The organism is Bradyrhizobium sp. STM 3557 (assembly GCF_045571465.1).
Taxonomy (GTDB): Bacteria; Pseudomonadota; Alphaproteobacteria; order Rhizobiales; family Xanthobacteraceae; genus Bradyrhizobium.
The window spans coordinates 1,422,519-1,435,487 of sequence record NZ_CP120697.1 but is presented as its reverse complement, the minus strand read 5'-3'; the positions used below and the strand labels follow the sequence as shown (position 1 = coordinate 1,435,487).

Annotated in this window: 10 protein-coding genes and 2 pseudogenes; 3 read left to right on the top strand and 9 right to left on the bottom strand. The window is 59.7% G+C overall.

The features are described from left to right. The first annotated feature begins 43 nt into the window (after positions 1–43). From P6U24_RS06410 to P6U24_RS06400, 3 genes are read left to right on the top strand one after another with little or no spacing between them, the layout of a single operon-like run. Positions 44–796, top strand: a complete 753-nt coding sequence (locus tag P6U24_RS06410; protein ID WP_407158325.1) for a tyrosine-type recombinase/integrase — start codon at positions 44–46, stop codon at positions 794–796. Next, on the top strand, positions 793–1,074 hold the full coding sequence (locus tag P6U24_RS06405; protein WP_407158324.1) for a tyrosine-type recombinase/integrase: 282 nt from the start codon (positions 793–795) through the stop codon (positions 1,072–1,074). The genes P6U24_RS06410 and P6U24_RS06405 overlap by 4 nt, the downstream gene beginning before the upstream one ends. A 38-nt stretch (positions 1,075–1,112) precedes the next feature. Next, the gene (locus tag P6U24_RS06400; protein WP_407158323.1) at positions 1,113–1,307 is read left to right on the top strand and encodes a hypothetical protein; all 195 of its coding nucleotides are present in this window, start codon (positions 1,113–1,115) and stop codon (positions 1,305–1,307) included. Positions 1,308–1,849: 542 nt separating this feature from the next. On the opposite strand, the gene P6U24_RS06395 is transcribed toward P6U24_RS06400, so the two are convergent. From P6U24_RS06395 to P6U24_RS06355, 9 genes and pseudogenes are all read right to left on the bottom strand, one after another. Further along, positions 1,850–2,800, bottom strand: a complete 951-nt coding sequence (locus tag P6U24_RS06395) for a c-type cytochrome (protein ID WP_407158322.1) — start codon at positions 2,798–2,800, stop codon at positions 1,850–1,852. Positions 2,801–3,283: 483 nt separating this feature from the next. Next, positions 3,284–3,920: pseudogene (locus P6U24_RS06390) on the bottom strand (HD domain-containing protein). A 192-nt stretch (positions 3,921–4,112) separates the two neighbouring features. Then, positions 4,113–4,770: pseudogene (locus tag P6U24_RS06385) on the bottom strand (catalase); the annotation flags it as partial. 451 nt (positions 4,771–5,221) lie between these two features. Next, complete coding sequence (locus P6U24_RS06380) at positions 5,222–5,983, bottom strand: HD domain-containing protein (protein ID WP_407158321.1); 762 nt, start codon at positions 5,981–5,983, stop codon at positions 5,222–5,224. Positions 5,984–6,045: 62 nt separating this feature from the next. Then, positions 6,046–6,429 carry a DUF302 domain-containing protein gene (locus P6U24_RS06375; RefSeq protein ID WP_407158320.1) on the bottom strand — a complete coding sequence of 128 codons (384 nt, stop codon included), beginning with the start codon at positions 6,427–6,429 and terminating at the stop codon, positions 6,046–6,048. A gap of 218 nt (positions 6,430–6,647) precedes the next feature. After that, positions 6,648–8,333: an MFS transporter gene (locus P6U24_RS06370; RefSeq protein ID WP_407160799.1), complete on the bottom strand. Its 1,686-nt coding sequence runs from the start codon at positions 8,331–8,333 to the stop codon at positions 6,648–6,650. A gap of 147 nt (positions 8,334–8,480) precedes the next feature. Continuing rightward, positions 8,481–9,602, bottom strand: a complete 1,122-nt coding sequence (locus P6U24_RS06365; protein WP_407158319.1) for an HlyD family secretion protein — start codon at positions 9,600–9,602, stop codon at positions 8,481–8,483. A gap of 341 nt (positions 9,603–9,943) precedes the next feature. Then, positions 9,944–11,197 carry a c-type cytochrome gene (locus tag P6U24_RS06360; RefSeq protein WP_407158318.1) on the bottom strand — a complete coding sequence of 418 codons (1,254 nt, stop codon included), beginning with the start codon at positions 11,195–11,197 and terminating at the stop codon, positions 9,944–9,946. After that, entirely contained in the window at positions 11,190–12,968 is a 1,779-nt protein-coding gene (locus P6U24_RS06355) for a GMC family oxidoreductase (RefSeq protein WP_407158317.1), read from the bottom strand. Before P6U24_RS06355 ends, P6U24_RS06360 begins: the two co-directional genes overlap by 8 nt. Between the last annotated feature and the right edge of the window lies 1 nt (position 12,969).

The window sequence follows — 12,969 nt, the reverse complement described above, 5'->3', positions numbered from 1 at the left end:
GTTCACGGCGAATTTCGCTATCCCGGACGGGGGAATTTTGCAGATGGGCCGCAAGAGCGATGGCGCGTGCGCCAAGCGCAAGCAAATCAGAACCGACGTCGATTCCCGCGTCGCCCGACCCAAATTCGACAATCGCGCATGGAGCCCCGCTAAGATTTCCGACGTGACCGGCCGCGGTCTCTATCTCTTCGACACGCCGGACCAAAGCAGGCCCGGCAACGCCGCCTCCAAGCTCTGGCGGATGGGCTACCGCTTCCACGGCCGCCAGAAAACCTACTCCATCGGTCCTTACGGCAACAGCAAGGACGGCACGTTCTCGCTCGCCGACGCACGGCGCGAGCGCGACGAGGCCAAAGACCTGCTCAAGGAAGGCAAAGACCCGAGCGCCGAGAAGCAGCTCGACAAGCACAGGCAGGCGGCGGCCCGACCTTTCGAGCAATGGGCCGACGAGTGGCTTGCGAAGAAGAAGGTGGAGAACGTCAAACGCGGCAGGATCGTCGCGGTGCGCGATCCCAAGACGATCGACGTGCTTGAGCTGCGCGTCGGCTACGTCAAGGATCGCTTCGGCAAGCTATGCAGGCAGGACATCAAGCGTCCGGACGTGCTCGCTTTCATGCGTACATACAAAGCCGCGGGAAAGCTGGAAACCCGCGACCGCGTGCGCAGCATCGGCGAGCAAATCTGTGACTATGCCGATGTCGAAGGCGACGGCTACGATCCATTCCGCAACCTGAATGGGCAGATGATTGCCACATTTCGACGCCGCGTCCCGGCGTCACCGAACCACGTGAGGTGACGCGCGTCTTCGAGCTCATCAGCGCACCGTGCACGAGAGCGAGGTTTGGTGACGTTGTTGGCCTTGCCTTGCGCTTCGATGCGTTGACCATTCCCCGCCCCGGCATGGTCAATGAAATGGAGTGGAGCGAGGTCGATTGGGACGCCGAATGCTGGACTATTCCAGCCGCCAAAATGAAGACCGGTTGGGACCATGTCGTGCCTCTCTCAAGGCAGGCGCTCGCAATCCTGCATAGCGTACAAAAGCTGACCGGCGATCGCCGTTACACGTTCTCCTGAAGGACGCGCCGCTATCGAACAACACGCTCAACAAGCGCTTGCGGCTGCTTGGCATTGACACCAAGACCAATCATTGTGCCCACGGATTCCGGACCACCTTTTCGACCCTGTCTCACCACGAAGAGATCAAGGACACCAAGGCATGGGATGGCGATGTCGTCGAGCTGCAGCTCGCGCATCACGACAACTCGACCGTGGAAGGGCTCTACAAGATGCACGGACCGTTGCGCTGATCGGCCCGCGCACGAAGCTGATGCAGCATTGGGCTGGCCGGATCGACCACTGGCTCGATGCCAAGAAGGTGATGCCAATCAAGTCAGGCGCGCAGGCCTGAATCACCTAAATGCAATCTTTCCGGGGGCGCATGCGCCGTCCAAATTCTTACCGCCCGGGAGGCATTAAACGCGGAAGAAGCGATCGTGAATTCGGTTGGGGGGGCGCGTCACTGGAGCGCTACCCGCCTTTTCCCACACCAGGCCGAACCTACGATACCTCATCCAATCGTTAGGATGAGGTGGATCATGATGGGGACGAGCTCTTGGCGCTCTAACGACGTGCGTTGAAGGTCCGCGCCAAAAACAGCTTCGACGTTGTGCGCCGGCCAGAAGCTAGAAGCATCAAAGCCGTTTGGTGTCTCCCAACGTCCGTGCCCTGGAATCCTCACGGTACGGCCGGCGGCGCAAATATTCACGACCTGCCCCCCGGCTCTCGAGCGCCGCGGCGCAAACGATGAGTTGCATGACCGGGAAGCTGCCGCTCGAAAACCTGGCTCGCATTACGAGTTGGGCATATGCGCCAGATACTGGTAGATGGCAGCCAGCTCGTCATCATCCATTTTTCCGACCGAACGCCACGGCATTTGTTCGCTGATTTGATGGCCGTTGGGATCTATACCGGTGCGCATGGCTGCAATGAAGCCGGCGAGCTTCCAGTCCTTCACCAGATTCAGGTCGGGTCCGAGGGGGGCCAACTGCCCGGGTACGCCGCCGGTCAGGTTCTCGCCGTGGCACTCGCGGCAGTCTTGATACGCCAGGATGTACTCGCCAAACTGGGAGGTCGGCCCCTTCAGCGGCCCGGAGACATGTCCCAGGACAATCGGCTTGGCGGGTGGCAACATGCCGGCGCCAAGCATGATGAGGCCGAGCATGTTCATGTGATCGGGCGGATCCGGCGTCGGATTCCCTGCCGGGGGTATACTGCGGATATAGGCGATTACAGCCTTGATATCCTCATCACTCAACCGGCCGGCCCTGATGTAAGACATCATGGTCAGCCACCGGCCGTCCGCGTCAACACCGTTACGGATGGCGCGGAAGATCTGACCATCAGACCAACGCTTCAATGGCCCGGCCGGAGTCAGGTTTGCAGCTACGAATGATCCAATTGGAAACTGGAGTTCTAGGGCCAGATCGTAGCCGCCGGTGAGCGTGCCGGTATGTGAATGGCAGGCACCACAGAGGCCGTCGGCGATGTCCTTGCCACGTGCAAGCAGTTCGGGCGTAGCCGTGACCTTGATGTCCGGGATCGGGGCCGAGCGGCCGTGCTGCTTGATCATCCCGAGCGACGTGAGTGTGCCGGCCGACAGTGCCACGGCGGATAGAACCGCCAACAGACCTGCGCCGCCCCATTTGATGACGCCGCTTTCAGAATGCCAACTGCGGAAAGCAGACCAGGCCAATAACGCGGCGATAGCGATTAACGCCAGCAATCCAACGATGTTTTGCATGCTACTCCCAGACAAATGATGCGGGCGAAGAATCGCAGCAGAATGGCGCCTGCTGGTTTACCCCGGTGGCTGCGCTGGCGAGCCAGCCGTTGTTGGCGGGCAATCGCAGATAGGTCGCCGAACGGGCTGCCCCGCAGACGCACTTGCGCACGGTTGGACTCCTCGCAATTCAACGCCGGACACTACTGAGCCAGAAGCGCTACAGAACAATTGCGAAGCTCGAAATCGAGTTACAGCGGTAAGGGTCCGATTGCATCACCGCCTGAAGGGGCGAGCCGTCACCGAAGACAGGCACCTATCGTTTTCAGTCGAAGCAAGCATTTGCTGCTCACGATGATGCAGGGGTGCAAATCACTCCGGCCGGCCATTTTCATTGCACGGCCCACAAACACAAGCGCGCCCGCTCGAGAGCGGCGGGCGCCTCGTCGCGGGCGCGACTGCCCGAGGACATTTCCAGCCAAAGGCCGATCGCGCCAAGGCCATTCAGCTCGACAACGCCGAGCCGAGAATGCTGGAGCAGAACTTCCCACGAACATAATTCATGTCCTTCAGCGCCAGGACATCGGCCTTCACGTTCCCGAACGCCGTCTGCGGCTTCTTGATGATTCCGTTGGCGAAATGATCGATAATGTTCTCTTTGAAGTTTTCCTCGCGCGGACGATGAGCGCAGACAAGGCTTCTCTGCTCGTGCGTGAAATTATGGTAAGCCATGCCGAGCACGTCCATTTCCGCCCCGGCGGTCACCAGCGCGATCGTTGGACGCATGTGCTCGGGGATTCCGGGCGTCGTATGCAGTGCGATCGCGGTCCAGACGTCCTCGATATCTCGCCACGCCATAGCTCTTCATGAATTCGCGGGCGGCATTGGCGCCGTCGACCTCGAAGCGCTGGTCGGGGCTGGAATGTTTCTCAGTGAGACCCACGTCGTGGAACATGGCGGCGAGGTAGAGCAATTCCGGATCGAATTTCAGCTTGCGTCGCTCTCCGGTGAGAGCTCCCCAAAAGAACACGCGGCGGCTGTGGTTGTACAGCAGATCGTCGTCGGCATCGCGCACGAGCTGAGTTGCGGCACGGGCTATGGCGCTGTCCGGCACGCGGATGCCAGCGATGATCTCGGACATGAATGATCTCCTTCGTTGGATCAGAGTGAGGTGGCGTCGACCGCCACGATGATCAGCTTTGGTTGAACAGGCGGTCGCCGCTATTCGGCAGCGACGTCTGTCGGCGTGAGCCCCACGGCCTGCGCCACGCCGGATGAACATCGTCCAGCGTGGGAAGTTGCCGCTTTCAACGGCATTGAGCAGATCGCGCCCATGGCTCTCGCGGTCGTTGGCGACGAGTGCGGCGGCCTCGCCATCGCTGAGATTCTGGATGGCCTGCTGCGTATGGAAGTGGAATTTGACCCAGACGCGATCGGCGCGGCGTTGATCATCGAGAATGTATGACTGCCGAAGCCGTGCATGTGCCGGAAGCTCTTCGAGACGCCGCGGTTGGACATGACGATGGTCACCTGGTGCAGCGCCTTGGGCAGCAGCGACCAGAAGTCCCAGTTGTTGTCGGCCGAACGCAGGCCGGTGCGCGGATCGCGTTTGATGGCGTGGTTGAGATCGGGGAAGCGCAGCGGGCCGCGGAAGAAGAAGATTGGCGTGTTGTTGCCGACAATGTCCCAGTTGCCCTCCTCCGTATTGAATTTGAGCGCAAAGCCGCGGATGTCGCGTTTCGCATCGGCCGCACCACGCTCGCCGGCAACGGTCGAGAAGCGCGCGAACATCGGCGTCTTCTTGCCGATCTGCGAGAAGATTTCGCGTTGGTGTAGCGACTGATGTCGTGCGTGACCGCGAAGCTACCGTAGGCGCCCCATCCTTTCGCGTGCATGCGCCGTTCGGGGATCACCTCGCGGTCGAAATGGGCCATCTTCTCGATGAGCCAGATATCCTGCAGCAGCGCCGGACCACGCGGTCCCGCGGTCATGATATTGAGATTGTCGGCGACCGGCGCGCCGGTTGCGTAGGTCATGGGTGGGCGGGGATCGCTCATGTCGGCCTCCTGTTGTCATGAGGGAATGGGGTAGCTGCCGGTCTCTGCGGTGAGATCAGCTGCCTGGCCCTATTTGGCCAAAAGGGCCCGGTAGCCGGCAACAAACACCACCCTGCGGATCAGGACAGCGGTACGTCGTTTCCTGACAAAGCACCGTTGGACAATCCTGCTTCGAGCCGCCGGCGCTCGACCCATGTCGTCTCAGCGAACGCAAGTAGCACGGAGCCAGCCGAGCCAATCGCCGTTGTCGCTGCTGACGAAGGCGCCCAACCCACAACTCTCCTCGATCAGGAGCTTGCGTGCGACCTAATTGTCCGCTGTCTGGCTCTCCGGCAAACGGCTGCCGGGGGCCGTCAGCATCCAACTCCACCAAAGCTGCTGCCGATTATGGTTCAGTCACCCAACGCGACTTCCGCATCAAACTGCTAAAGTCCCGCCGGCGGAAGTTCGGATCCTTGTAGGCCATTACATCGGCCAGACCCGTGCCTTGGGTCGTCTCAGGGCGGTGCTTGAGGCTATCGTACAGGGCCTGCAGGAAACCTTCCGCGAATTGCGGCGGCCGCGGATAAGCTGCCTCGACGGCACTCCGCTGCTCCGCAGTGAAATCATCGAAACCGGCGCCGACAAGGTCCATGTTGGCTGCTTCGGCGAGGAGTGCTGCAATCGGGTATAGATGCGGCGAAATCCCATTTGTTGTATGCAGCGCGATTGCAAGCCAGACATTCTGGCGATCCGACTCTGGAACACCTTCGCTCTGCAAGAACGCACGCGCGGCGTTCGCGCCATCCACTTCATAACGCAAATGGCTAGCGCCATACCCACCGGTCAGACCGTAGTCATGGAAGATCGCCGCGACGAAGAGAAGATCCGGATCGAAAGTCAGGCCCTTCCGCTTTCCGGCCAACGCCGCCCAGTAGTAAACGCGCATGGAATGCTGAAAAAGCAAATCGTCTTCGGCTTTGCGAACGGTCTCAGCTGCGTCTCGCGCTAGTTTGCTGTCAGGAGCTTTTACCCCTGATACCTCAATGGGGTTCGAAACCGCCCCGGCAGGGCCAGGCTTTACAGTTTCGGCCTGGGTCTTCGGCACGGACGCGGATCCGAGAACCAAAGCAAGGGCGGCACAAGTGAGAGCCGTACGAACCGTCATGGCATTCTCCTTCGCTAGTCGTTCAGGACGTCGCCCCAGGTTTTGAGCCACCGCCGCCGCGCTCAGTCATTGGTGTCCCGACCACGGCATTGGTGATGATCTTCTCTGCCGGCGCGAGTTTCCCTGCCATCCCCGGGGGGCAGCCCGTGCTTTCCGTGCAGTTCGACCGACCGGTTGAAGGTCACGTAGACTTTGCCATGCTCACCCTCTCGAACCAGTAGCCGCAGCGGGAGCTCAAGCGCGAAATCAGGCGCTGCCTGCATTAGAGGAGTGCCGCCTTCCGGGCGCCCATAACTGAGGACCGTCGTCGGCGGCATTTCCAATCCGACCGAATGAGCCGCGGCCCGTCGGTCGATCATCGCGAAAATTCTGAAACCTCTCGCTTCAAGACTCGACCGCAGGCGGGCAAGCGTATCGGCAAATGAATAGCTACTCTCTGGCTTCACTGGCAGCTCTCTCGATGTGCTCTGCCGCCCCAACGCGCTATGCGGAGCAAAAAGCAATATGCCAGTCGAATCCCTTCCGTTTGGGTCAGTCGCTGGCGGCTCAATTTGCGCCATTTGCGGCCGCAAGGAAGTGAAAGAACCGCAGCTGGTGAATGAGTAAGCTGCAGCTCTCCGTCATGTGCTTGACGACGTTCCCAGATTTGCCGGGAGGGCGCCGCCTACACCTGCTCAGGAGGCTTCAACGGGCCATCGATCCACTTCCAGGTATTAGGATCGTGCAAGGGATCGGGTTCGATTCTTATGCTGTAGCCACACTTCATAGTCCCGCCGACTAGATACCGTGCTGGCTTGACCTGTAGGCCTACGCGTCTGGACCCCGCGACCAATGCGATGAAAGCAGAGGTGATCTCACTGACGATGCTGGCTCGCTTCGGCCCTGGTCGGCCCGCCGCGCGCTCCTGAGAACGGCCGGTCCCGTTGTCAGGGTGGCGAAAGGGGGTCAGTGGACCGGCCGGCGGTTCGGTAATCGCCGCGAGAAGAAGCAAGCCGAGCGCGGCGGCGGCAAACGCGAGCCAAAAGCCATCGATGTATGCCAACACGTTTGCTTCCCGTCGAATGATCGCTCCCAGCCTGAGAAGCCCTCGGTCGCGCGCTTGAGAAACTCCATGCTGAGCGAAGCTCATCGACAGCCCTGCAAGCGCATCGGCCACCTCCTGTGCGCCGCCTTGAACGTATTTTCCCAACCAGTTCGAGTGCATCTGTTCTCGCACGCGCAACCACGTGGACAATGCTGCAGCGCCGAATTCCGCACTCCCGAGACGCACCACTTGGATGTAAGCTGAAAAGGCCGCCGCGCGTGCAGGATCCGAGTTTGTCAGCACGATCACGATAAGCGAGAAGAGCGTGAACGCCTCGCCAACGGCCTGCAGCAGAAGTAGCGGGACGAAGTCCTCCCGCACCCATTCATGCGTAAGCCTGGTCCCAAGCAGGGCCGCTACGCCAAACGAAAGAAGACCCAGCAGCGCCGTCAATCGGGCATCCAGCCGCTTCAGTAGGCGAACGGCGAGGAGAAGAAACAACAACATCGGTCCGACGACATAGAACAGCAGGAAGGGACCGACTTGTTCCGGCCGCAGCTGCGCAACTCCGAGGAGGAAATTGGGCACCAGTGACGTATTCGATAAATTGGTCAGGCTGAACAGCAGCAAAATAGCCAGAGCCAAGATGATGTTTCGTGAGAACAGGACGCTGACACTTGCCCATGGCATGGGGACGACGGCTTCATTTACAAGAAATGCCAGCAGGAGAAGCACGCCGGCAAACAAGAAGCTGGAAACGATACCCGAATTGAACCAGTCCAATCGATTTCCTTGATCAAGTCCTACGTAGATCATTGCCAAGCCAGCGCCGAACAGCAGCATTCCTCCCCAGTCTGCATTTGCAACCATGGCTCTGTTGATCGACTGGTGTGAACATCCGGCATAAGCAAGCCATGCCATCAGCAAGGTTGGCACAACGTCCTGCCAGTACATCCAGTGCCAACTGAGATGCTCCATATAGAATCCGACAAGCCACACCCCAAGGTTCTGGGTGCAGCCAACTCGCATGCAATAGACGGCTATGGCGGCCAGCCATAGCCGCGTCGGGACATGTCTGAATATGATCATGATCGCTGCTGGCACAAACGTCCCCAATAACAGCGAGTGGAGCGAGACAAGCACGAGCAGCGTCTGCAAGTCGCTCACCAGCGGAATGATCAGCGATACGCCCGCGTACAGGATGGCAGGCCCAACCAGAACCCGCCTGATTCCGTAGGCTGCGGCGAGCCACACCACCGCGGGCGCTATCAGCACTTGCGGCGCCGTTGCGCACGTGTTGAGCCATGACGCCTCGTCGAAACTCAGAGACAGCGCACCTCGGAGATCCGGTAGTTCTACTGAAACAGGCGGCTGTGCAGGTTTGCAATGAAGGAGCCGAGCAACACCGCGCCGACGGCAAGAAATGGGCGGTAACTGCCCTCTAAAGGTGGGTCCGGACTCTGATTACTCACCTTAATCGCGGACATTGGACATATCACTGGCACGACGTTCCGCCCGCGCTTGCGATTTATCGACGTAGATGCGAGTGATGACGGACATCCCCGGTCTGAGCTGACGCACGAGCGGCTGGTCAGCATCGAACGCGATGCGGACCGGAAGCCTCTCGACAACCTTTGTGAAATTACCTGTAGCGTTGTCCGGCGGCAGTAATGCGAACTGCGATCCACTAGCTGGCGCGATCCGCTCTACCCGGCCTCGCAAGCTCGCGCCGGGAAACGCGTCCACAGATATCTCAGCGCGTTGGCCCGACCTGACTTTCGTCAATTGAGTTTCCTTGTAATTCGCGATGACGTAGAGTTCGGGAATTGGAACGACGCTGATAAGATTACTTCCGACGTTGACGTAATCGCCTGGCTGAACCTGGCGCTCACTCACGAAGCCATCAAATGGCGCCACTATGCGGGTGTATGAGAGCTTGAGATTGGCTGTTGTCAGAGCCGCTTGTGCGCCAAGCAAGTCAGCCGCACGCTGCTGCTTTGTCCCGTTGAGAACGTCGAGCTGATGCTTTTGAACTTCGACGAACGCCTCGCTGGCTTTCACATCGGCTTCCGCACGCGCGTGCGCTGAGACGGCTTGCTCAAGCTTTTGCTTGGTTCCCGCGAGCGTCGCCACAAGCGACTTTTGCCGCTCCTCTTCTTGCCGGGTCTCGATCTCTCGGGCGACGGCAGCTTGCTTTGCGGCTTCCGCCTGCGCAATCGCCGCATACTGTAGTTCTATCTGATTGGTGAGGTTCTCCAACGCGGCCCGGGCGGCGGCTACACTGGCTTCCGCTTGGGCAACAATCGCAGCAAATTCCGAGTCATCGATTTGGACCAGAAGGTCCCCGGCTCGGACAGATTCAAAGTCATCGACCGCGACAGTACGCACCTGCCCGGCAATGCGAACGGACAATCGCGTAATGTGGGCTCGGACATAAGCGTCGTCTGTGACCTGGGTTGACATACCTCCGACCCAATCGTTCCAACGCAAACCGGCAACACACACCAGGGCCACAGCCAGCAAAACGGCGGCGATCGGCAGGACCAGACGGCCTATGGGTCGACGTCCTTGCCCGCCAGCTTCTACCGTAACCATCGTCTTTCCCTTCCGTGCTACGCATGGACTACTTAGGCAGCCATCAGCGTGGAAGTGAAACGACGTCATTGCGCGACTGAACGATGGTCATGTTCCGGGCGACCAGCAACGGTCGTTGCCGCTCGCCGTGCTATGGCTCGTGCATCCACGAACGCCCGCGTGCCATGCACGCGAGTTCGCAGGTGCCGGCCCGCTCATCCAAGGCAATTTCCCGAGGCTGCTGATGTTTAGGTGCTTACGCTGATGGCCGATTTGCCAAATTGGGGCATACGACAGGCCAACGGCGCCAGCGTCATCCCGATCCGTACGCCTTGTCGACAGGCCTTGGCAGGAAACCGACCTCAGTCCGCACGCGACGCGGTCTCCGCGCGGACTCGGGTAACATCCCTCGCTTCAATCGCCGGCGAGCGAGCTCCCCAGCTATTTCTCACGTAATTAAGTACATCTGCGATCTGGCGATCATCGAGCTGCCAACCGTACGACGGCATACCTGCGGCTGTAGGCTCCGCGTCCGTGCTTGCACTGCGCGCACCTCGAAGCAGCATCCGGATCACTGTTGTGGGGTCATCTGAGCGTACCATCGCGGACCCGCTCAGCGACGGGAACAGGTGTTCGACACCCTTACCTTCAAGGCCATGGCAGGCGGAACACTGGTCCCGATAGATAGCCCCGCCTGCGGCCATCATGTTGCCCTCGACCGAGGCCGATCCCCTACTCTCTTCAGCTTTGCCTGGGAGCGATTTCAAATACGTAGCGATCGCCATCGTGTCCGCATCGGTCATCCTGGATGTGGACTGCTCCACTGCCTCGGCCATCGGTCCGGTAGCCGCCGACAGGCGGTTGTGCCCGGTCTTGAGGTAGAGCGCAACATCCTCGGCCGTCCAGCTCCCGAGTCCGGTGCGAGTGCTGTTCGTTATATCCGGTGCGGACCAGCCCTGAAGATTGGCCCCCTGCAGGTATTGATCGGTACGGTCGCCTCCCAGCATCGTTTTTGGCGTATGACAAGCACCGCAATGCGCCGGCCCATCCACGATGAACTTGCCCCGATTCCATTCAGGCGACCTTTTTTGATCGGGTTCGTATTCTCTTGCTGCAAAATACAGCTTGTTCCACACGGCCATGAGCTTGCGGACATTGAATGGAAAGGGTAGCGTATTGGGATTGCGCGATTGGCGAACCGGATCGAGCGAGCTGAGATAGGCGCGGATCGCCAGGGCGTCATCGCGCGACATCCGGGTGTATGCATTGTAGGGCATAGCCGGATACAGATGCGCTCCGTTCCATCCAATTCCCCTTCTTAGCGCAGCATCAAATTGATCATCGGTCCACGCCCCGATACCCGTCTCCAGATCCGGCGTGATGTTGGGCGCGACGATGCTGCCGAATGGCGTTTCGATCGGACGTCCACCTGCGAACGGCCTGCCCCCGGGAGCGGTATGGCATCCGCCGCAATCAGATAGGATGGAGAGGTAGCGTCCCTGCTCGATCAGCGTGAATTCCTGCTGGTCCGCCGAACCGGCATATGCACTACAGGCGGTAACGATCGAAAGGATGGTTGCGAGTCCGAGTGTCGGCGGGCGATAAGACCTACGCATCGACCAGCCTCCCCGGGTTCTTCAGGTATTGCGTGCGAATCGCGGCGGCCGACCAATAGGCAAGAGCTCCAACCGTAAGCGTCGGGTTGTAACCGGCGTTCTGCGGGAACGCGCTCGCGCCCATCACGAACAGGTTTGGAACGTCCCAGCTCTGCAAGTAGCGGTTCAGAAAGCTGGTCTTTGGATCGGTCCCCATGATCGCGCCGCCGTTCAGATGCGTGGTCTGATAGGTCGTTATGTCGTAGGGCGCAGTACGATATTGGACTGCGAGTTTGTCCGCGCCCATGGCCTTGATGATCTCCGCAAACTTGTCGGTCAGAAACTTGTTCTGCTTGATCTCGTTTTCCTTGAGATCCATCGTGATCCGCATCAGCGGACGCCTGAAGCGGTCTTTATAGGTTGGATCAAGGTCGAGGTAGATGTCGCGGTACGCGTAGAAGCTTCCGTGTACGCCGGTGCCCGGCTTTACCGTGCTGAGGTAGTTGTCCTTGACCGCCCTCTTCCATTCGGCTCCCCATTTGGCCGTGCCGGGGGGCACTAGGGTGCTCTCGATCGGACGAGCCCCTGTCTGCACCTGCCCGACATAACCACCTCCAACGAAGCCATGCGGACCGTGATCGAAGTTGTCTCCGTTGAATTCGTCGATGCACATTCCGATCGACCCGGATCCGATGAACGGATTGAAGTTGAATTTCTTGTTGTCGAAGAACCCGTTCACGGTCGAGATCGTCTGGTGAGTGTAGTTGCGCCCTACGACCCCCGTGTTCGTGAACGGATCGTAGGGTTGGCCGATCTTCGAATGAAGCAGAAGTTGTACGTTGAATAATGCATAGGCAGACAGGATGACGAGGTCGGCCTCTTGCTCCCACTCCTCGCTGCTCGAATCGACGAACGTCACGCCAGTCGCCCGCTTTCCGGTGCGATCGAGATTGATCCGTACGACTTCCGAATTGTCGCGCAGACTGAAGTTCGACTTTCGAATCAGGTGCGGCAAAATCGTGGTTTGCGGGCTTGCCTTCGAATAGTTGCTGCAGCCAAACCACTCGCAGAAGCCGCAATAGGTGCAGGGCCCAAGCCTTAGGCCCAGTGGATTGGTGTAGGCCTGCGAAAGATTTCCGGAAGGCTGCGGAAAGGGCTTATAGCCCAGCTCCCGCGCAGCCTTGCCGAACAACGTATGGCTGAACGGCTGTTGTTGCGCAGGCGTCGGATAGGGCCGCGAGCGCGGCCCTTCGAAGGGATTTCCGCCCTCCTGGATCTCTCCTCCGAGATTGCCCGCCGTGCCCGACGTGCCGCAAAGATACTCGAAGCGGTCGTAATGTGGTTCGAGGTCATCGTAGGTTACGCCCCAGTCCTGGATAGCCATGTCGGAGGGCAGGAAGGACGCACCATAGCGTTCAGTGAGATGCGTTTTCAGCACGAAATCGCTCGGCAGGAAACGCCACATCTCGCCATTCCAATGTACTCCGCCCCCGCCGACGCCATTCGGCGGCATGAAGGCACCCCAGCTCCGGATAGGAAGCGCTGTCTGGCTCGTGTTGTTACGGAAAGTGAATGTGAGCTGATCCGGACGCAGGAACAGCTCGTGCCGAATACGGTAGCGAAGCTCATCCTGCATGTAGCTTGCCGGGAAGTCTGTCGGAGCGTCACGCCAAGGTCCGCGTTCAATGGCAATGACATCGAGCCCCTCATCAGTGAGCTCGTTCGCCATTATTGCGCCGGTCCACCCGAAACCAACGACGACGACATCTTTTCTCGGGAGCTTTCTGGCCACG

Coding starts and splice junctions, on each gene's coding strand:
- P6U24_RS06410 (WP_407158325.1), top strand. CDS start 44: ATGGGCCGCAAGAGCGATGGCGCGTGCGCCAAGCGCAAGCAAATCAGA.
- P6U24_RS06395 (WP_407158322.1), bottom strand. CDS start 2,800: ATGCAAAACATCGTTGGATTGCTGGCGTTAATCGCTATCGCCGCGTTA.
- P6U24_RS06380 (WP_407158321.1), bottom strand. CDS start 5,983: ATGACGGTTCGTACGGCTCTCACTTGTGCCGCCCTTGCTTTGGTTCTC.
- P6U24_RS06365 (WP_407158319.1), bottom strand. CDS start 9,602: ATGGTTACGGTAGAAGCTGGCGGGCAAGGACGTCGACCCATAGGCCGT.
- P6U24_RS06360 (WP_407158318.1), bottom strand. CDS start 11,197: ATGCGTAGGTCTTATCGCCCGCCGACACTCGGACTCGCAACCATCCTT.